The organism is Arthrobacter sp. NPDC056691, from assembly GCF_042791415.1.
Classification (GTDB): domain Bacteria; phylum Actinomycetota; class Actinomycetes; order Actinomycetales; family Micrococcaceae; genus Arthrobacter.
Genome location: NZ_JBHTXX010000010.1, coordinates 139,500 through 159,014, shown reverse-complemented (window position 1 = coordinate 159,014; position 19,515 = coordinate 139,500). Strand labels below are relative to the sequence as shown.

Annotated in this window: 16 protein-coding genes and 1 pseudogene; 6 read left to right on the top strand and 11 right to left on the bottom strand. The window is 60.1% G+C overall.

The features are described from left to right. The first annotated feature begins 110 nt into the window (after positions 1 to 110). Both ACFRAU_RS11045 and ACFRAU_RS11040 read left to right on the top strand, forming a co-directional pair. Complete coding sequence (locus ACFRAU_RS11045) at positions 111 to 692, top strand: hypothetical protein (RefSeq protein ID WP_377999921.1); 582 nt, start codon at positions 111 to 113, stop codon at positions 690 to 692. A gap of 657 nt (positions 693 to 1,349) precedes the next feature. Beyond that, positions 1,350 to 2,048, top strand: a complete 699-nt coding sequence (locus ACFRAU_RS11040; protein ID WP_377999920.1) for a hypothetical protein — start codon at positions 1,350 to 1,352, stop codon at positions 2,046 to 2,048. A gap of 1,261 nt (positions 2,049 to 3,309) precedes the next feature. Here the strand turns inward: ACFRAU_RS11040 and ACFRAU_RS11035 are convergent. From ACFRAU_RS11035 to ACFRAU_RS11000, 8 genes are all read right to left on the bottom strand, one after another. Beyond that, positions 3,310 to 3,819, bottom strand: coding sequence for a single-stranded DNA-binding protein (locus ACFRAU_RS11035; protein WP_377999919.1), 510 nt, complete (start codon positions 3,817 to 3,819; stop codon positions 3,310 to 3,312). A 60-nt stretch (positions 3,820 to 3,879) separates the two neighbouring features. Further along, complete coding sequence (locus ACFRAU_RS11030; protein WP_377999918.1) at positions 3,880 to 5,001, bottom strand: ArdC-like ssDNA-binding domain-containing protein; 1,122 nt, start codon at positions 4,999 to 5,001, stop codon at positions 3,880 to 3,882. A 121-nt stretch (positions 5,002 to 5,122) separates the two neighbouring features. Continuing rightward, positions 5,123 to 5,632 (bottom strand): hypothetical protein, encoded by a 510-nt coding sequence (locus ACFRAU_RS11025; protein WP_377999917.1) that lies wholly within the window; start codon positions 5,630 to 5,632, stop codon positions 5,123 to 5,125. Next, a complete protein-coding gene (locus ACFRAU_RS11020) occupies positions 5,622 to 7,430 on the bottom strand; it encodes a TraM recognition domain-containing protein (protein ID WP_377999916.1) in 1,809 nt (602 codons plus the stop codon). Before ACFRAU_RS11020 ends, ACFRAU_RS11025 begins: the two co-directional genes overlap by 11 nt. A gap of 8 nt (positions 7,431 to 7,438) precedes the next feature. After that, positions 7,439 to 8,653 (bottom strand): ATP-binding protein, encoded by a 1,215-nt coding sequence (locus ACFRAU_RS11015; RefSeq protein WP_377999915.1) that lies wholly within the window; start codon positions 8,651 to 8,653, stop codon positions 7,439 to 7,441. A gap of 233 nt (positions 8,654 to 8,886) precedes the next feature. Next, on the bottom strand, positions 8,887 to 10,392 hold the full coding sequence (locus ACFRAU_RS11010) for an SCO6880 family protein (RefSeq protein ID WP_377999914.1): 1,506 nt from the start codon (positions 10,390 to 10,392) through the stop codon (positions 8,887 to 8,889). Then, the gene (locus ACFRAU_RS11005; RefSeq protein ID WP_377999913.1) at positions 10,385 to 11,785 is read right to left on the bottom strand and encodes a type IV secretion system protein; all 1,401 of its coding nucleotides are present in this window, start codon (positions 11,783 to 11,785) and stop codon (positions 10,385 to 10,387) included. Before ACFRAU_RS11005 ends, ACFRAU_RS11010 begins: the two co-directional genes overlap by 8 nt. Before the next feature lie 12 nt (positions 11,786 to 11,797). Then, a complete protein-coding gene (locus ACFRAU_RS11000) occupies positions 11,798 to 12,085 on the bottom strand; it encodes a hypothetical protein (RefSeq protein ID WP_056345693.1) in 288 nt (95 codons plus the stop codon). Positions 12,086 to 12,329: 244 nt separating this feature from the next. On the opposite strand from ACFRAU_RS11000, the gene ACFRAU_RS10995 reads away from it, so the two are divergent. Further along, complete coding sequence (locus tag ACFRAU_RS10995; RefSeq protein ID WP_377999912.1) at positions 12,330 to 12,566, top strand: hypothetical protein; 237 nt, start codon at positions 12,330 to 12,332, stop codon at positions 12,564 to 12,566. A 727-nt stretch (positions 12,567 to 13,293) separates the two neighbouring features. Beyond that, the gene (locus tag ACFRAU_RS10990; RefSeq protein ID WP_377999911.1) at positions 13,294 to 13,938 is read left to right on the top strand and encodes a hypothetical protein; all 645 of its coding nucleotides are present in this window, start codon (positions 13,294 to 13,296) and stop codon (positions 13,936 to 13,938) included. 301 nt (positions 13,939 to 14,239) lie between these two features. Here ACFRAU_RS10990 and ACFRAU_RS10985 read toward each other — a convergent pair whose 3' ends face one another. Then, positions 14,240 to 15,064, bottom strand: coding sequence for a hypothetical protein (locus ACFRAU_RS10985; protein ID WP_377999910.1), 825 nt, complete (start codon positions 15,062 to 15,064; stop codon positions 14,240 to 14,242). 3 nt (positions 15,065 to 15,067) lie between these two features. After that, positions 15,068 to 16,171, bottom strand: a complete 1,104-nt coding sequence (locus tag ACFRAU_RS10980) for a DUF262 domain-containing protein (protein WP_377999909.1) — start codon at positions 16,169 to 16,171, stop codon at positions 15,068 to 15,070. A 68-nt stretch (positions 16,172 to 16,239) separates the two neighbouring features. On the opposite strand from ACFRAU_RS10980, the pseudogene ACFRAU_RS10975 reads away from it, so the two are divergent. Further along, positions 16,240 to 16,501 (top strand): annotated as a pseudogene (locus tag ACFRAU_RS10975) (LLM class flavin-dependent oxidoreductase); the annotation flags it as partial. Positions 16,502 to 17,053: 552 nt separating this feature from the next. Then, a complete protein-coding gene (locus ACFRAU_RS10970) occupies positions 17,054 to 17,968 on the top strand; it encodes a hypothetical protein (RefSeq protein WP_377999908.1) in 915 nt (304 codons plus the stop codon). A gap of 156 nt (positions 17,969 to 18,124) precedes the next feature. Here ACFRAU_RS10970 and ACFRAU_RS10965 read toward each other — a convergent pair whose 3' ends face one another. After that, a complete protein-coding gene (locus ACFRAU_RS10965; RefSeq protein WP_377999907.1) occupies positions 18,125 to 19,291 on the bottom strand; it encodes a hypothetical protein in 1,167 nt (388 codons plus the stop codon). Positions 19,292 to 19,515: the final 224 nt, after the last annotated feature.

The window sequence follows — 19,515 nt, the reverse complement described above, 5'->3', positions numbered from 1 at the left end:
CACCGATGAGCACCAGATCACGACCAAGACAGGTGAGGGACCCACCAATTTTCCACCGCCACGGCGCGGCGACCGCCCCTCGGAGACTAAACTGGGCGCGGGGGTAACCAGTGGATGCGAACCCAGTCCTGAAGCCGAAGCTTGCGACACCGTCGCTGATTCTTGTCAGCGTAGTGACGGTGATCTGCGCTGCCTTTCTTCTAGCTTCTATTGCCGGGACCCGGCCGTCTCAATGGCCATCAATAGTGGCGGCTCTTGCATTCCTTCTCGCTGCACCCGTTGTTGGTGCAATCTGGCTGGCCCGGGTACGTCGGAGGCGTACCTGGACGGCGGCAGCAAGGGAAAAGTGGAAGAGCTTCGATGAGGCGAAGCGCGTGCACGGCACAACGGCAGAGGTCACCGTTCTGAGCGTCGACGCGCTTGAGCCCACGGGCTCTTGGATCACCATTAGGTGGAACCGCTTCGACCACGTGCAGCCAGCTTGGCTAGAGGCCTTGCATGAACCGATCTGGCCGGGCTCCGTGCTCCTTATTTCACCGGATCCTGCTCAGGTCATGCCGGGTTCGCCGTGGCCGGCAACGTACTACATACCTGCTTCGGATTGCCTTGGCTGGGCGCCCGCGGTGCCCAATGCGGGAGCGAGCATAGGAGTGGTCGAGCAGCGCTGGGACTGCGGCGACGAGCGTAAGTAGGCGACGAGCGGGCTCGTCCAGATGTGGCTCCTGCTTTTCCCGCAAGAGGTTGTTGCTGATGATGCTAGCTGTCCACGGTGGCTAGACCAACCTCGTCAAAATCCATGCAGAATTTGCTATGCGGACGAACACAACGAACACTACAGTCAGCCGCAGCATGCCGAAGACAAGCGGCACAACCGTTGTGCATCTTTAGCTGTTTATGAGCCGCCGACGAAAAGGCATCTATCGAGGTGGACAATAGAGCATCAAAAAGGGGAACCGACATGGGCCTGCAGCAACTCGCTTCATAACTCCACGCCCTGGGCGGGCAACTACAAGCGACAGCGCGAGTGAGATGGTATGCGTCCACATCGGGGAATCTGACACCTCAGAACCTGCACGGATCTGGATTCAACAGAAGGCCGAATTGATGGAGAACGGTCTTCAGATTGGCCACCCGCAGACTTTCGCGGCCGTTGATGAAGTCGTGGAGGAAGCAACGGCTAACGACTTGGCTTCGCTCGTAGGGCCTGTGCCTCGACCGCCGAGGTGCTCACTCATTGGGCGGATAATTAAAGGACTGCAGATGCGGTACCCTTCGATAATGGTGTTTTCGCGGCAGGGATCGCGGCAGGACACCAAAGGAAACGCTTGCGCTATTTGGGGGCATATTCAATGGCTAATCCCGCAGAATTACTGCATCAAATCTTGAGTGACTGGGTGCAGGAGCCGACCAAGCCGATTTACTCGTCTCGTGGCATCCACGATGACGAATCGCTGATGCAACGTCACCGGCGCGCTATAAGACTCATCGATGAGATTGACCAGATTGTCTCTGGCATGGACCTTCCTGGATCACGGCGCGACTCGATACAGCGGAATTTGGCCAAATGGACCAAATGGGTTTTCGCATATCCGCACAATTGGCTGCAGGTTCCGGACAAGGGCTACCCGAACCTTTGGGATCAGGATGCCTTGGACGCACTGGATCTCGTCGCGCATCTACTCGAAAATCAGGTGCCCAAGGTGGACGAGGCAAGCCGCGATTCATATCTTACGACAATCAATGAAGTGATCACCGCGCTCGGTGCGGATGAAACATTGCCAGCTGATCTGCGAAAGCACATCTACATCATCGCGGCCCATGCCAGGCACTGCCTCGAAGACTACGAGATGACGGGCGATTTCGCTCTTCAGGCAGCCGTCGAGCGACTAGCCACCGCTGTGCAAATGGCGATGTCCTTCACAAAAAGTGAGGGCGCATGGTCCAAGTTCCGAGACAAACTATTTTTTCCTACGGTCGCCGGATTGGTTGCCAGCGGCCCCCAATTGGCGATCGCATTCCAATCCATGCCAGGCAGCGGCGGCGCATAACCGGATCACAGCCTCGCATGTCCGGGGCTTCGCATTTCGGTGCAGCACACGGCGGTCTCGCTACAGTAGCGGCATGACAAACCTAATGAGCTCAATCCGTGGTGGCACACAGGCATCGACTGATGCACTTCAACTCCAGCACTACATGGATGAGCTAAAACGTCAAGCGCAGATAGCGAGCCAGAGTTTGACGCGAGGGTGGGTCAGGGCGGTCCAGCCAGACACGCCCACGGACGACGCAACCGTATGGGGCGACTTGCAAAGCGCTCTCTTCGCAGGCATAGTGATCAGCCGCATCCTGAATCCTGTCGGCGTTAGGCCTCGGCCGAAAGATACTTTTCGCGAACGTGAGTCCGTCGCCAAGCGGGGGGCGCCAGGCTTCGCGAACTTCTTCACTTTGACGAAAGTTCGCCCCTTTTGAAAGTCACGAATGTTCGAGACAGCTTTGAGCACTTTGACGAACGGCTAGATTCTGTCTTCTTGACCAACACTGCTTCCCTAATTGACTGGCACATTAGCCGGGATGGAGTGCGTTTAAGAACGCCGCTTGACGCCGTCGGGCCAGTGGGAGAATCTCTGAGGCAGTTCTTCCCGGGTTCTGGAACGCTGCATTTTGGGGTGAGGAACTCGATTTGTTCGCCCTTGACCGTGCCCTACTTGAAGTGGCAGCAACGGTGCGGGACGCATCTGACGAAATAGCGCACATGAAGGTGGGGCCCTTCACGTATGGGGCCTTCAAGCCGGCGCTTTTCGACCAGCCGGACCGAGCGAACACTCGCGTCAGGGACTGGCTACACTTCCGGCCCACTTTGGCGAACCCGTCGTCATCTAGATCACCAATCCGGGAAGCGTCCACTGAGGGCTTGGAGCACTCGAAAGTTCCCGTTGCCGCGATCATTTTGCCTGAGCTTCACGTTGTGTGAGTTTCCCGTTCTCCACCAAGCGCACCATCTGGAAGAGTTCCCGGGTGTCAATCGGTAGCCCTCCATCTTCGGAGAAATCCTGAACATCTTCCGGACTGCTCGCGAGCGGCACCGGTCGTTCGTCCGGTGGTAGTTCAAATCGGGCGTTAACCACGTACCACTGTGCGGAGGGCGCTCTTCCAGAGCAGGTGAAAAGTCAAGAAGGAATCGGTTGCCATGCCTCTTAAACGAGGAAGCGGAAGGCTGCCCAAACGAGGAATCGGAAGGCAGCCAAGCTTGCCTTCCGATTCCTCGTTTTGTCAGGCCGCGAGCGCCACGGCGCGACTCAGTGGCGGTGGTTAGAAGCTGATCTGATTCCCGGCCGCTTGGCTTTTATGAGGCAGAAACACCGGAGGCTTCAACGAGACGTTGTATGCCTGCGCCACAGGTTCGACAGCTGCCGCCTCGACACCGGCTTGAACCTCGGGAGAGGCCACCACGCCCGCGGCATGCGACGTACGCTGGTAGGCCGCAGTGCCAAACCGCAGGTCCGGTCCGATGGTGTCGGCAACAATGCGACGGGCTTCGCGGCGTTCGCCATCCTTCTCGTACGAACGGAACTCCAGCTCACCCGCCACGGTGACCGGGTCCCCCTTCTTCAGCGAAGTCGCGGCGTTCTCTGCGAGCGCCCGGAACGCGGATACGTTGTGAAAGACGGGTTCTCCGTCCTGCCAGGTGCCGTCCGCCCCCTGGATTCGCTGATTGACAGCGACCCTCAGCTTGGCGTGGGCTACCCCGCTTTCACCCACAGTGAGCTCGGGGTCGGCAACGAGGTTGCCCGCGATGTTGATCGGGATCTTGGTGCCCATTTACTTCTCCTTTCAGGAGCCGGCGGGACTCTCCCGCCGGACAGATGAACGCAGTCGACGTCAGGGGCCAGCCATCACCGGCCCATCGGTCGACGTTGGCCGTTCTATGCCGACGTAAGTCGTTGACGGGTCCAGCCAAGGGTCCACCTGGACGGCGGTGATTTTGCCGCCGAATCCCGGCGGATGGGTGATTTCGAGAATTCCCTTGCTGGCGGCAGTTACTCGGCCCAGTACCGACTTAGCGATGTCCACGCGGGATCCAGGAAGCTTGCTGCCCGTCTCTTGGGAGATCGCATCCTTCTCCGCGTCGAGGACGGCGTCAGCCCAGCCGGCCAGGTAGGTCGCCGACTGGGGGCCTCGGTCGATTCCATGTGCCTTCAGCACCGTGTACGCCACGGATTCGGCCTCTACCTCGGCCAGTCCTCGGTGGTCGGCACTGCTCCCGTAGAGGCGTCCCAGCCTGTCATCGGGCCCATGGAGCAGCACGTGCCCGAGCTCATGTGCGAGGACCGCTGTTCGCTCTTCAGGGCTGAGCCAAGCACCAATCTGTACCCGCTGTTCGGCGAAATCCGTGAAGCCACTGGTCAGCCCATACTGCGCATCCGTGACGTCGACGTGGAATCCATGACTCCTCGCTACAGCTTCCAGAGAACCCCACAGTTCAGCGGCATCAACCCCGGAGCCGAGACCCCGCGGCACCAGCAGTGGACTGCCCTGCGTCTGCGACACATCAAAGACTGCCTGGCCGCGCCAACCAGTGATGATCGTCTTCTTTCCTTCGTCGACCGCGCCGTGCGGCAACTGACCGCCCACAGGCACACGCTGGCGGGTACCGTCAGGAAGCGCCACTTGCTGGACTCGCGCCGTTCGTGGAGCGATCACCCAGAGTGCATGTTCACCTTTTGTCACAGTACGGCCGTGGCGGGCCCACTCCTTGTACCCCGCAACAAGGGTGGGTTCTTCGGTGCCACGCTGGGCCATCTGCATCACGAGCAATGCGACGTTGCCGCCAGAGTATCGCCACAAGGTTGACGAGGCGTCCAGCAGTACCTGCCAGTGCGACGGCGACTCCACAGCCTTCTCCAGGATCTTATGGAGGCCCTCGGTCAAAGTAGCGATGCGCTCTTCCGGCGTCATGCGCGTACCGCCCATATTGGTGCCAGGCGGGACATCGGCCGTCACGGCGCTCCGTGCATCTTCAGGTTTAGGGGCCACGACAGCCGCCTTCCTTGCTTCATGGGAGTCCGCCGGAACCTCTTTGCGGATACCAATTCATGTCCTCGGCTGCGCCAGCAGCATGACTTCAGAACTCGTCGACGAGCTGGTGGGCGGCCGCCTGCCACTCGATAAACTCCGGCGTGTCCGTCGGGAGGATTCTCGGCGTTGGGTCTTTATGTGCCTGCAGCCCGACACAACCGGCAGTCCTGGTATGGGTCCGCAGACGTTCGACGGCGTGGGGCAGCCTTTCGTGAAAGGCCAGGGGGCCGAAACCAGAATCGTCGCTGGCGTACGAGGCCAGTTCCGCGCGTTGCAGGGCATAGAGCTCAGCGACGATCTCAGAGTGGCGCCACCAGCAATCCGGGACTACCGACGTTGTCAGCTGATAGGTGGCCACCAGCCAGCGGACCCATGCTGCCAGAGCAGTCCACACGCTTCGGGCTTGCGCGCCTGTCAATTCACGCCAGCGATATGTCATACCGGCGGTCCGGCCAGGTGGACGCAACGCAGAGCGAAATAGCTCCGCGGTCAGCTCGTCGTCTTCCCCTCCAGCTGAGGGGATCTCAAAGCGTTCGACGTCGTCACTACTGATCATCGTTCACCTCACCCGCCGCTTGCTGTCTCAAGATATGACCGTCTGCCAGGGCCTGTTCGACCTCCCGTTTGGAGCGGCCAAGCTCGGCGGCGTCTTTGCGCTTGTGCCATTCCCGCAGATCCAAGAGGATCGGGCGGCTTCGTCGCCCGAGCATGAGAGCGGTGCCGGCCGGCAGACGACGAATCTCATGGAGCGGCAGGACCGGGCTTTCTCGGATTTGTTCTCCGTCCTGACGGCCCTGCGCAGACCAGGACCGGGTGTTGAGAGTGATGCTCCGCTCCCCCAGCAATCCAGCGAGGGACCGCAGATCACGTTCGTCTGAGCCCCCTCCGAAAATCACCTTGATGATGGCGGAATCCCAGATGGTGGCCGCCTCATCGACGGACCAGCCGGTCCGTGCCTGGGATAGGGACTGCAGGACAACAAGAGTGGAGATCCCGATGCCACCGCCATCAGAAAGTACGATGGGCAGCCCCGGCCACGGAGCCAGGTTGGCAATCTCGTCAAGGATGAGGGACAGCGGTGGGTCGAGCCTGCCTCCCGGCGCTACAAAGGCCATCTCCCGGGCAGCGTTGTCGATGTCATCGATCAAGGCTGAAAGATATGGCCCCGCCGCTGCGGCTCCCGCCCGCGTGCCGATCAGATAGAGGGTGCCGCGGTCCCGAATGAACTCCTTGGGCTCGAATTCCTCAGATTCGTCCTGGGGATCCAGGGCGGCAAGCACTTTGGGCGACGACAGGGGCGCAACCGCCGCCGAGACACCAATCCACGAGTTCGAGGTATTTCTCGGGTCGTCCTCGAGGATGCCCATAAGATCGGCCTGCCAACCAAGCGCTGCTTCCTTGCGACTGAGGATTTCGAGTGCTTCCCGTGCCAGCACCGGGCTGGACGACCAGCGCCGAAATGCCCGGACTCCTTCCCCGGACAAAGCGGCGGCGTGGAGAAGGCACTGCAGGATGATCAGCGAGCGCTTCTGCCACGCGGCATTCTCGCCTTTCATCTCCGTGTCCGCGGTGATGACGAGAGCGCGACGGGTAGCGATGTCAGGGTTTTCGCATCCGCGGACAGGTGACCAGCGGAGGGTTGACGGCAGCCCCGACATGCCTTGCGGGTCGAAAACAGTAACCGGCCGGCCGCCGGTAGAACGGGCCGTCATGGTGACGGCCAGGTTGTCCGCGCGTGTGGAAGTCGTCACCACAGCGCCGGGCGCATCGAGGATCGCGTTGATGATCACGTAGAGCCCCTTGCCTGAGCGGGGAGCACCCTGGATGACCATCGACTCCTCCGTGGAGACATGGATCGTGACACCGCGGGAACGGCCCAGCGTCCAGGCCACGTCCTGAATCCTTGGTTTGGCCAGTCCTGGCCTTGTGACCTTTCCGCGGCGTCGAACAGCCCGGCTTCCGAAGTCCTGTTGAATTTCCGCGTGCCGGGCGATTCCTTCGCGGTTGAGGATGTCCAGGCGCAGCCAGGCACCTGATTGCTTCCACCTGCGCCACAGCACAACAGACCCAACGGCGAGCGCGGCCAAGATGAGAAGCACTGGCCCGACGATGCACCAGATGGTGCCGGTCCCGACGTCGCACTGCTTCGGCTCACGGATGATCCAATCGATTCGGCCGGCTAAGAGCCCGACGACGGCGGCAGGGTTGAACGGCGACGGCCTACTACCGCCGCAGCGCCACGAAATAGCAAGACTTGCAGCGCCCTGGACCAGGAAGCAGAGGCAAATGTAGCCGGCCGCGGCAACAAGCCCGGCGGTGAGCAGCGGGTTTTCGGTACCTCGACGGGAACTCATGGATGGCCTCAGAGCATCCGGGCGTCGGTGCCGAATACTTTCAACTCATCGGTCGTGACCCGGTTGGCCACAATGAAGGACCGGTTTCCGACTTTCCAGAGTCCCACGCCCTTGGGGAGGTTCTCTACGTGCTCGCATTCAGCCTCCGATAACCCAAGTGCTTCCTTGGTCAGGCGCATCGCGTCGTGCTTTTGCCGGTAGATGATCCTGGTATCTGCTTCGGTGAGCAGGCCGAGGGCTTTTTGTCGGTGGCCGCTGGTGCTATCGCCGATTTCATTGAGGTCGGCCACCTTGTGCATGATGAGCAGATTCGCGATGCCGTACGTGCGTGCCAGACGCCACTGTTCGCTCATCTTGGCGAGCATGTAGGGGTCGGCCAGCATGCGCCAGCCTTCGTCGTAGACCACAAGCCGTTTGCCGCCGTCGGGATTAGTGACGGCCGCCTCGAGCCACGTGGCACCGCACGCGGCCGCGAGCGCCAGTGCTTGTTCGGAAGCGCCGATAAGTGCTGACGTGTCCATCACCATCATGGGTGCGTCGGCGTCGAAGGCAACGGTGGAGGGAGCGTCAAACATTCCTTCCAGGTCACCGGAGACCGTGCGCCGGAGAGAGTGTGCAACCGCCAGTCCGCCGTCCTTGCCGACCAGCCCGACTGTTTCCTTGGACGGATTCAGGAGGTGGTCAAGCACCATCGGCAACGTCGGGTTCGAGTTCTCGGCAACGGTCTCTGTCAATGCCATGTCCAAGGCCGTGTGCTCCACGGGCCGTAACGGCATGCCCTGCCGCATCAGAGAGACCAGCGCCACGAGCAGGTAGCGACGGCGTTGACGCACCACTGCCTGCCACTGGGCCTCGCTCAGGGCACTTGAGCGCGGACCGGCATCGAGCGGGTTGACGCGGGCCGGCCGACCTGGACCGACTGAAATGACCCTGCCGCCGACCGCGTTGGCGACTGCAACCCATTCGCCCTTGGGATCGGAGGCGACGGCGGCCTTCCGCCCAAGGGTTATGGACCTGGCAACCAAGGACTTTCCGCACATGGATTTCCCGGTCCCGACAGTGCCAATGACAACGATCGAGGGGCCGCTGATGACGCCCTTGTCGTAGAGAATCCATGGGTCGTAGGAAAACGCCCCCGAGCCGAAGACGTCCGTACCGATGTAGGTACCTTCGTGGCCGAGTCCTGATTCAGTGATAAACGGGTAGGCCGCTGCGAAGGTCATCGTGGACGCGCGGTGTGGTGCCGGGCGCAGCCGGTGTGGACCGCGAAGAGACTTCGGCTCTCGGCTCCCCCAGTCGCCGCCGCGCTCCGTTCTGTCCAGCCGGGCGCCAAGCTTCTCGCTGAGGTTCTGAATCAGGGACCCGGAGACCTGGCTCGCGTCAGTGTCCCGTGGCCGCCGTTCCCTCTGCCGCTTCGTGCCCAATGGCATGTACTGAACGGCATGCGTTGTGCGCCTCATCGAAGGCCCCGCCCGAACGGCAGTGCCCCGGCCACGAACGCTGCCCATTGCTGGCCAGCCAGCAGCCGCAATTCAACGAAGGCTCCTGCGGCTGCCGACTCCAGTTCTTGCCTGTACCGGGCGAGATCTTCAATTGTCGCGCCTGTGATCGTCACGTACGCGGCTGGCCGCACATCCCCGTGGCCCGCGACGATCTCTTCTTCGCGCTGTGCGACTTCTTCCTCCTCTGCCTTCTGCTCGCGGGTAAGGGGCCTGTCGAAGCGCGCGTTGATCCGTCTCCGGGTCTCATGGGCTTCCTGGGCAGAACGAATATCGCGAAGTGCTTCGGTTGTCGGCACAGTCCGGATTACCTCGGTCACCGTATGCCGGAATTCACCCACGTAGATAAGGGGGTGAAGAAAGCCTGGATAGACCTTCTGCCGCGGCCATTCGGCTATCCAGAACGTTTGGTGAAAGCCTGTGTCCGTCCGCACATACGTCCAGTGCTCCTCGATCGCCATGGGCGCAGCGAGGATGCTGGAAGCCGTGGGCTCCGGCTCGTTCTGACCCTCCGCTTCCGTTAGAGCGCCTGCTTGTTGCCTGTCTGGGGTTGCTGCGGATGCCGGGTCAAAGGCAGCACGAACGACCCTGAGAAGACCTGCCTCCGGCAACCACTCGTCGACGCTGACGCTGTGTGTTCCCAGGGCGGAGGTCATGGCCTCAACCTCCAGCCGCAGTACGCGTTCGACGCCGAGGACTCCCCCTCCTGCCTCCCGTATCCGACGTCGGGCCTTGGCAGTGTCCACAACAAGAGTTAGCAACAGCTCATGACTCATGGCGGAACCAGCCGCCGCGATCAAATCCTCGTAAGACCGCTCGCCCCAGGTGCATTCGTCGGAGTCACCGGTTTGCCGGCGGACTGTGCCTTCGTAGAAGTCACGAAGGGCCGTGGAGGGGTATGGGACCGTATAGTCCTGCACCGCGATTCTGGCCACGCAACCCCGCTGGGCCAGTCCTGCCTGCACCCTGGACCACGCCTGCACTGCCCAGGCCTTATCGTCGCCGTCCATGAGTGCGAATGACTTGGTGCTGCAGCGCAGGACGGCTATTGCCTCCTTGCCGCGGCAGTCCACTATGAACGACTCGCCGCGGGAAGCGCGGCGCAGCTCCAGGTTTCCCAACCCGCCCGGAAGCGCCAGTCGCCCAGCAAGGACAGGCCGCTCCGGCCGCATCAGATAGCGGGTCTGTTTTGCGGCCAACCTGTAGAAGTACAGCACGGCATGGCTGATCCACACTGGGTAGGGGATCCGTGAGTACTGCAGCAATCCGAGAAGTATCAGAACAAGCCATAGCGGCCCGGACGTGAAGAGACCTACGGGTCCGCGCACTGCCGAAGCCACACTGCCCACGAGAACACCGGCCGCGAGCAGGAGCAGTTGGTACCACTTCAGGCCCATGAACAAGCCGCGACGTTCGTACCGCGGGAATTTGACGGGCTCAAGACTCCGCGAGTTTTCAGACATGGGAATCACTGTCAATCGGAGGTTTGGCGGTGGTTTGAGGCCGGATGGGGGAAGGCGGCGTAGCCGCCTCCGGAGAAGCAGTGGCAGCGGTAGGCGCCTTCGAAGCCGGAGACTGCGGCCCTTCCCTTATGGCACCTGGCGGCGGCGTTCCATTGCCGGACGCTCCCGGGTTCCAGTCCGGCCCGCGGACGCCGCTTCGCGCTCGCGGAAACGGTGTGGCGGGGGCCGACGTACCGCCATCGAGCATTAGAGCCGTGTTGTTCCCGCTGGAAGTGCGCGACGGCGTTGTGCCCATCAGCTGCTCCGGCAGCGGTACTCTTGGCGGCAGCGCCCGCGTGGGAAACTGTGGTCGGCTCGACTGAACCGGCCGGGTAATTGCCGAGCGGCTGGCCAATGCAGCCAGCGTGAAGCGCCCGCCTGTTTGGCGGCTGATCTGCCGGGCAGCAAAGCCGGAGCTCCGGGAAAGGACATGCCCGCCGCCGGCCGTTTGTGCGGCAGCCGCCAGCTCGCCACCAGCGAAACTCACGAGGCGCAAAGCCGTTAGCGGTGCGCCGCAGGCCAGTGCCATGCCCACGACGCCGGCAGCAAGTCCGGCGAACGACTTGGACTCGGCGAAAAGCTTGATGGCCACGGCAAGCACCGTCGCGGCGAGCGGTTTGGCGATGAGCAAAGCCACCACAATCTCGCCCCACCGCCGCGCCCACGATTGCGTCTTCTCCCAGGGCATCAGCATGAGAGCCACGGGGGCGACGGCCGCGAGCAGGATGAGGGCGAAGGAGCGAAAGATCATCGAACACATCAGGATGAACGCCAAAATCCAAACAACGATGACTACCATCGCCGTCACGACTACGGCACCCCCTGCACCACCACTTGTCCCGGGGGCCAACGAAACAACGTTCCATTCCGTGCCCGAGTCCACCGGAGCTTTCTCGAAGCCAAAGAGCCGCATGAACAGGACATAGGGGTCCGTCGCCAAGGAGTCCAAGAGGGCCGTGGCAGCGGAATCCCCGACTTTGGTGAGCTCCCGGACCAGGTAAACAGCGCCGGCCACCATGGGAACCGCGGCGGCACCGCCAACCAAGGCCCGGATCAGGCGGCGGGGCTGCTGGCTGATGAGGCCGGAGAGCAGCTGGAGGATCATGGCGATGACGAGCGGGGTCATCATGACGACCACCCACCAATTCGTCAGGCCTTTGACGGAGTCCCACTGGGAATCGTCGATGTCGGAGGCGCCAAATGCGCCTGTGATGAAAGACCAGATCCAAGAAGCGACGTTCTCGAGAATGTCGGCAAAGAACGCCGTGATGGAACTCTGGACGCCGTCGTTCGCCTGCGAGACGAGACCGCAGCCCGGCGGCCACCATCCGTTCAGATCACACTCAACCGGCATGACCGATGTTGCCTAGAACCCGAGCGGGAACGCTGTCTGGGACCAAAGGATGTAGCCGTTGATGCCGCCCAAAATGGCAGCTACCGGTCCAGTCCAGAGCAGAATCATGCCGCCGCCTGATGCCAGCCGCGAGGACTGGCTCAGCTTGCCGGCGAGGAGCATGGCTGCTCCGATGATCGCCACGATCGCGATGACGACGAAGGCTCCAACCAGGATGCCGCCACCGATCTGTTTGAGCGACTCAAGAAAAGGAAAATCAGCGTTTGGGGTGATGCCTGGATCCACTGCTGCGAGAAACATTGCGTGCTCCGTCTGTCGACTTCCATGGGGATGAGCAGATTGGCTCACGACTTCATGGAGGTCGTGGGGCGGCGCAACATGACTAGACGTAGATTTGGCAGGTTCAGATTCAAAGCGTTTCTCAACCACCGGTGCTAGAGGCTTGGTCAGTCGAGAGTTGAACCCCTATTCGAATATATGTTCTAAGATTGGTCCTGTGATCAAGAGTGGTTCCCCTGACGACCTCGAGCGAATGATGGCCCGCATGGACGCCGACAAGAGCCGGCCGATAGATGATCCGGCCCCAATCAGGGACTTCCCGAAGTATGGCCGGCCGCTCGTGTATGTAAGCGGCATTTACGGTAAGGCCGTGGCCTGGACGCACACGTACGGTCTGATTGAGTGGCTTGACCCCTCGGGCAAATACCATCTGGGATGGGCGCACTCATCAAGCATCAAGCGGGTGACGCCGGAAGAGTGGAAGGGCAGCAGCAAACTCTAGGGTGTGACGTCAGAGGGTCAGCGATCTAGTTTTCATGGCGCGCATCGAGGTCCGGAACAAAGCGTCCAAGAATTTCACACTGTTCCAAAACTTGGGACTCGCGTGGTCACCTTGAATGGTAGGGCCCGTGCTGAGGCCATTGTCGCGCCGGCACGATGGGCCCGTCGGCAGGCCGCCGTCACCTGTCTCATAACTAACAATGAATACAGCGATTTCAGCTGAAAGTTGCGAGACATAGTTGCGAGAATTTGCTGATCGCAATGGAACTTGCAGGATTCCCCGGAAGTCGGACCTATGCCGTGAAAACACCTACTCACCAGTGAGACGTCTCGTAGCCCAAGGGTTACGAGACATGCTCCGAGAAGCATTGATCAGTGCTTTAGCGATTCAGGTGAACGAACAGGGGCTGATAAAGCGTATTCCAGTCAATGCGTGGGTAATGAACCATCCAACCTCAGCCCAAAAGCCATCTGCACCTTCCGAGAAGGCAATTAGTTCGCGGTTAGGGTCCTACCATATCCCGCTGGCGGGAATCTGCTGGTGCGCCCAGCATTTGCGCCGCTCTCCTGAGCAGTGAGGCCATGCCCAGCGCCGCGACTTGCATAGGTCCAAAGTAGTTGACCCTGTGATGCCTTGAGACCTCACAGGCTACAATTGGCAGGATTTCCTAACCAGAATCCGAAGACACCACTTGCACTGACATCTCGTCTAGGAGAATTGCCCCTGTATGAAAAAGCTCCCTCTGTTTCTGGCTCTAATTCTAGTCGTTTCCGGATGTGCATCTTCAGCATCTACAGCGTCTTCGGCGTCTTCGGCGTCTTCGGCGTCTCCAGCGTCTTCACCTGATCAAACTCCGATAGAAGTTGATCAAAACTCGGTTGAACCAGAAGCCAAAGTTGAAGACACGACTTGCAACATCGATGAGAACTTCGGCGAGTGCTTTTATGGGCAAACAGCGATATATGAAGATTCCAGACGCAGTGGGAATCAGGTTTTGCTCGAGATCACGGTGCAAGAACCTCAAGAATTCAAGCCCGGGAAAGATGCAGACTTTGCTGTCACGACCCTTGGGGGTACACAAGAGAAAGGAGCTGACAACCTTTACTTCGATATCAGCATCAAGAATTTGTCCGAAGAGGTCATCTTGGGACCTAGTGATGTTGAGTTAGTCGCCAACAGTGCTAAGGATGGCGACTCTGATGTCCGTTCCGTCCAGGATGACAAAGTGGAAGCCTACTGGGATGCAAAACTTGAACCAGGACAGAGCTCAACTATGAGAAGTGGCTGGAATTTCAACGACGCTTCTGAACCTACCTTCAAAGTCCGCATTGATGGACTCGGTGGAAATAGCGTCACTTTTTCACACAAGTAGCAACCAGGACGCTTCCTCAAAGGGATGTTACAAATCCATCCGCACGGTGCATCAAGCTGCATCTCCTCTGGATGATTCGGTCCTATTGAGCTCAGTGGTCGTAGGCCGTAGCGTTTTCGGGGTTCGTTCGGTTTCCAGTCAGGCCCATGACGCTTCCGGCGCACGATCAGGCGGTAGTCCCAACTTCAGAACACGCAGGCGGACCGCTACAGCTGTTCAGTGAAAACCAGTGCAGCGACCCCGACATGCGCTACGAGAATCCGCTGCACAATATATAACACGCAAGCCTGTGACTGGGACTTCAGAGACGGACCCAGAGAGTTTTCAACTTGTCGGCGCGGCCGCACTCCGCACACCTGACCGGTCGCGGGCATGCTGGGCAGTCACCGAGAGTCGCATAGTCCGTTGTAGATTGGGGATGTCCGCTCCTGGCACACTGGTAGCTGCCGGGGGGAGCCAAAACGGATGGCTCGTATGGATCCTCTGCGGCCAACAATGCCCGCGCCCCAATTTCGGTTGGCTCTGCGAGGCCTTCGCCTATGGACTGGAGTCGGACAAGGCCTAGAAGTATTTCGCTGTCGTTCCCTCGCTTGCTCATCAAGTAGTCAGCAGCGCGAGTGTGTGGATACCCCTTGCTCTTTGAAAGGTCGACGAATTTCGATCTCGCGATGGGACTGTCATGTGCGATGCGATTCCGGACGACAGTTAAGTCGCTTATCGCGGACTTTTCACTTGACCGATTAGACAATCGCGAGAACGGCTGCCCATTGGTGAAGAGCCGGTCACCACGTCTCAAAGTCTTTTCCTTCAGAGGCATCCATGCGATGTATCTCGCGTCTCCGGCATCAGAGCCAGCGATGAGAAGCGTGGCTTCCTCTTCATTTTGAGCGGAAACGATGGGAACGACTTCCGCCCCAAGTTTCCCGAGCATGCCGAGGAAAAAGAGGTCCCCTAGGAACTCCTCGAACAAGCCCATCGCTCGCACAAGGGCGAGCTCCGCGACGTCGTCACGAGTGCCTCGCTGAAGATTGGATGACTTGTACGCCTGTTCCGCGTCCTCGACGGATTTGCGCAAACCAGAAAGTTCTGATGCCAGATCAGCCGCAAGTTGAGGGCCGTCGCTCATTGGCTATAGCACGGAGCGAACGAGTCGGATTCGTTGTAGCCTGCTGGCCTTGTGCGTGGTCTGCCTACGCAGGCTCTCGGCTAGTTCGTCGGGCAGTTCCCCCTTGGTAGCGATGCGCCGGTCCACTTCAACGAGCGCTTCTGCGAGTCGCGTGATCGGGAATTTGAAATCGAATTGAGCGCTCACTGGTAACCCGTTGCTCAGATCGTTCTTGGGGTCCGAACCGGCATCAGAGAGACCAGACACTATGGCGAACAATGGGTAAAACCAGGAGGTCGAGCGGAATCGCTTAGGAAGCGAAGGGTTGACTCGTCCATCATAGAGAGGTGCTAGGCGCTCGAAGCTTTCCCGGAAGTCAGCAGCAACGCGATCTTGTTGCGGGAAACCTTCGTCGTAGTCGCGATACAACGCGGTTATCTGGGCGTGTGAACGTCCGCTCACACCCCGTAGGAGTGCTCCCATGAGGTCGCTTGCGAACTCAACCTCTTGCATCTGAGCCACTTCTTGGGGCGTGAACAAGTTCCAATCCATCCAACGCTGGTTCTGCTCGTAAGAAAGCGCGTATGCAAGATCCTTGAACTCGCCGAAATATGATCCGTTTCGGATTTCCTGCTCGGTGAGTTTGAGCCCAGTCGTGTTCATTCGCTGGAAAATCTCCAGAATAGTGACATCCGCAACGTCCGGAGGCAAAACGTTAACCGAGATTGCCGTCTGCAGGATGCCTGTCTGAACTTCGTCAGGTAGTTCTGCGAAGGTCCGTCCCGCATACTCCTTGTTATGGGATCGAAGGATTCTGAAGTCGTCTCTCTCGTCCGGATTGTCGATACAGTCCGGATCGATGAAGGAAAGAATGGTACGCAATCGCTGTTGTCCATCCACAACCTGTCTAACGCTCCGAGACGTGGAGACGTTTAGTCTGCTGTGGAGGAATATCAAGGGAATGGGAAAGCCGCGAATGATGGAGTCTATTAGCAGACTCTTTATCCGCGGATTCCAGACCGGGCGCCGCTGGTAAAACGGCTGCAAGTCCAAAGTTCCTTGTCGTTGCCATTCTAGAAAGTCCAGCACTGCGTATGAGGTCTTTTGAATCTGTAGAGGCTGGGCCATAAAGGCATCATACGGGGCTTCGAGTGTGGAGCCACACGCCTTGGAGGGAGTTAGCTCAATACGACGCCTATGAAAACCCTCTGTACATGGCCGAGGAGGCAGCGCCACGGATCTCATCAGCGGCGGCCGGCTCCGGCTCGCATCAGCCGCGGTTCACCCGAGCCCGCGCGCAACGGCGCCGGTGCCTTCAGATATGTGCCGCGGCAGGGCGAGATGGATGCCGACATGGCACGTCGGCACGCCGAGGAGTTCCGCCGCGCCATCGCCGGTGCCGGGGTGGTCGAGGCCCGCCCGCGCTATGCCGGCGGGGCCACTGGTTTGTTGCCAGTCAATGGCAAGTGGCAAGTGTCCTTGCCCAGTGCGTATGGACCCATCCGGTGAGGGTAGGCCGCACGGGCGTCACGACGTCTCCGATTCGCGCGATGTCTCATAACCTCGCCTGCCCCAAATCTTTAAGGTTTCAAGACATCTGAGCTGCAGCGGTACGACATGAAGCGATCACGAACGACGCGCTTATCGGCAAACTCCACGCCCCGAGTCGGGACATGGCCAGAAAGTGGCCCCGATTAGCCCAGAGGTGGGCTGTAGTGGGACGGCGCGTGGGTGATGATGGAATCCATGGGGAAACCATCACGCAGGCAGAACCGCCGGAACCGCCACACTCCAAAGACCGACCGCTTCGGCCTGACTCTCACCGTGGGTGCCAGTCCGACCACACACAGCAGCGGCAAGCCTTCGTTGCGGAACGAGCTGCGGCTGGTCCGCAGTTCTCTCCTATACGCGGATCATGTGGACCTTATCGCACCCAGCGTGGGGTGGATGCGCACCTTTGTCCCGTTGCTCGCCACGGACGTTGAGGATCCGTGGCGGAGCATCGCCGGGTTGCCTCCGGAGACGCTGGAGCGACTGGGTATCACAGACGTCACGCCCGCGCAGTTCAAGGCCCAGATGCTCCAATTCGCCAGGGCAACTGATCATGATCCGCGACGCTTCGAAGCTGGGCGGCAGTTCCAGGAATTGATCATCGCCGGTCAGCAAGAGGCCACTGAGGTCTGGGGCAGCACTGAAGCCCAGGAGCTGGACATGGCACTGGAGAGCGGCGCGGTCACCCTGATCAGCGATGGAACCCGTTTGGAGGACAACATCGACCAACAGGTCGAATGGTTCCGCAGCCGGCTAAGCCAGGCACTGGCTGAGCCTGGTTCCAGCGTCCTGCTGGATGACGTCACCAGTGAATTTCTGAGTGAGTCAGGACGTTATGCCGATGGACTTCCGGAGGTGGCCAATGGCCGGTCCCGTCGTGCATCGGTCGGCGCCGGCCTGGTGGAACGGCTTCCTACCTTTCCCGAGGCTCCGATGCAGAACGTTCTGGAAGCGCGCGAGGAACTCGCCGAAGGACGGGCGGCATACAGGTCATCAGTGAAGGAACTGGCCGCCAAGCTGCAGTCTTCAGCCCTGGAGCCCACTCTTCCAAGCGAGATCGACGAGCTGTGGCACGATACGGTCCAGCCGGCGCTGAAGGATCTGCGGAAGACGGTCAGCACTACCCGCATCGCATGGAAGGCAGGCCACCGCCTGGTCACCGATCTGGGCGGCCTGCCATCAATACTGGTGGCGGTCGTCGGGCTCGGTGAACTGGCAGCTGCACTTCCCAGCGCGTCTTCAGTGGCAGCCCTTGTCGGCCGCGTAGCGGCCGCAGGAGCGCAGGAAGTATTCCAGGCCCGCTCAGCTGTTCGGCAACACGACTTGGTGTATTTGCTGGATGTAAACAGGAAGCTGGGGAACACGCCGTTCTGATCAGGAGTTCGTACCGTCATCGCTTCAATTCAGTTAGAACAAAAGACATGCGATCTACCAGGGCCGGTGTCTTCCGGGGATCAGGCCTGCCCACCAGCCCCGCTTGATGCGAAGACCAAACGGGGCTGGTGGGTCGGGTTCAGATCCAGCTGACTGTCAGCTCGCGGCTCTGTAGGGCTTGGGCTCCAGGCGCCATCCCCGTACAGAGAGACCAGGGACAAAGTCCCATTCTTCGCGGCACTTGTCGCAGATGATTCGGTGATCGTGTTCCCGGAAGCCGGGCGTGTTGTCGTGTTCTTCGATGACTTTTCCGTCGCCGCAGGGGCACAGGAACTCATGGAGTTCGATCGTCCCTGGACCTGCACCCCATCCCGGCGTGTCATCTTTACTGCGTCTGATAGACGCAGTGCGAATGTTCATATCCCCGCGCTGCGACGGTAACGAGACCCTGGCCCACTCGACGATCGCGCTCTCTGCTGATTCGTGTGTCTTGGAGGACGCCGGGACTTCCTGGAGGATCTCCAGCAGCTCATTCGGGGTGCGAGCGATGCGGTGGTCACTGTCCTTTATCCCGGCGCGGTGGTCGTGGGCGAGAACGCCCACAGCGTCATCGCGACCAGCCTGCTGGATGAACCACTCGTGGAACGGGAAAACCTCAGTCGACGGCTCCGGTCGCTCCCAGCGTCCAAGGTCAGGCTCACCCGCTACACACTGTTCAAGCGCTGTCTGCAAGTGCGTGTATCCAGCGGGGCGGTGCTGGTGGCCATGGGGCTTGGTGCTCCCCGGGGTGACCATGCGCTTGACGTAGTCATGCTCGCGCTCAGACACACCAATCATGAGGTTCAAGCCACCCTTTTGCTCGACCATCGGAAGATCAAGCGCGGCGGCCGCCCAAATGAGCCGACCGTTCGTGACGTAGGAGCAATGCGGCGCAAGGAATTTCTCGGCGGTGTGCTTCAGGAAGTAGCTGCTCACCGCTGGCGTTTCCCTTGGCGCGATGGGGGTGAACATCCGCAGGAAGTCGGTGAGCAGGGCTAGTTCGACAAAGTCGCTGCGCCCGTTGAAGCTCCACTCAGTATCCGCATAGTAGCCAGCCTCGCCGAGGACGAAGTCGCCACCGTCTGCACCGATGAGAGGATGATGGTTCAGGGTGTTGATCAAGTGCCGTGCGCTGACCTGTTCCCCGAGAAACCCTTGAACAAGCGGTGACTCTGTTTGGCGCAGCGCGGTGGTGTAATTCGTTCCTACGAGTGCTGCCCAGGCGCGCGTATCCTGCTTGATCTTACGATCGCGGGCGTCGTTGTTGTTGTTGTTGGAGCTCATCTCAATCTCTAATCCGGGCATAGCACCCCACGCCTGCAAGCCCTGCCATTAAAGAGAGATCTCTATCCAGGTACTTCATTACTGGATCTGTGGCAGTTGTCTTCGGCGCCTTTGTCGCGTGGGGACTCAGACTCAGAGGAAGGCAGACCAGCCTGCCTTTGAAGATGATAGCCCAAGGGAGTCTTCTTTTCGTCCATCATGCGCGGCCATTCGGACCAATCGGA

Bases quoted from the DNA above. Each gene is read 5' to 3' on its own strand.
- ACFRAU_RS11010 (WP_377999914.1), bottom strand. From the start codon at position 10,392: ATGTCTGAAAACTCGCGGAGTCTTGAGCCCGTCAAATTCCCGCGGTAC.
- ACFRAU_RS10990 (WP_377999911.1), top strand. From the start codon at position 13,294: ATGAAAAAGCTCCCTCTGTTTCTGGCTCTAATTCTAGTCGTTTCCGGA.
- ACFRAU_RS11000 (WP_056345693.1), bottom strand. From the start codon at position 12,085: ATGTTTCTCGCAGCAGTGGATCCAGGCATCACCCCAAACGCTGATTTT.
- ACFRAU_RS11025 (WP_377999917.1), bottom strand. From the start codon at position 5,632: ATGATCAGTAGTGACGACGTCGAACGCTTTGAGATCCCCTCAGCTGGA.
- ACFRAU_RS11005 (WP_377999913.1), bottom strand. From the start codon at position 11,785: ATGCCGGTTGAGTGTGATCTGAACGGATGGTGGCCGCCGGGCTGCGGT.
- ACFRAU_RS10980 (WP_377999909.1), bottom strand. From the start codon at position 16,171: ATGGCCCAGCCTCTACAGATTCAAAAGACCTCATACGCAGTGCTGGAC.
- ACFRAU_RS11015 (WP_377999915.1), bottom strand. From the start codon at position 8,653: ATGACCTTCGCAGCGGCCTACCCGTTTATCACTGAATCAGGACTCGGC.
- ACFRAU_RS10985 (WP_377999910.1), bottom strand. From the start codon at position 15,064: ATGAGCGACGGCCCTCAACTTGCGGCTGATCTGGCATCAGAACTTTCT.
- ACFRAU_RS10965 (WP_377999907.1), bottom strand. From the start codon at position 19,291: ATGAGCTCCAACAACAACAACAACGACGCCCGCGATCGTAAGATCAAG.
- ACFRAU_RS11040 (WP_377999920.1), top strand. From the start codon at position 1,350: ATGGCTAATCCCGCAGAATTACTGCATCAAATCTTGAGTGACTGGGTG.
- ACFRAU_RS11020 (WP_377999916.1), bottom strand. From the start codon at position 7,430: ATGAGTTCCCGTCGAGGTACCGAAAACCCGCTGCTCACCGCCGGGCTT.
- ACFRAU_RS11035 (WP_377999919.1), bottom strand. From the start codon at position 3,819: ATGGGCACCAAGATCCCGATCAACATCGCGGGCAACCTCGTTGCCGAC.
- ACFRAU_RS10995 (WP_377999912.1), top strand. From the start codon at position 12,330: ATGGACGCCGACAAGAGCCGGCCGATAGATGATCCGGCCCCAATCAGG.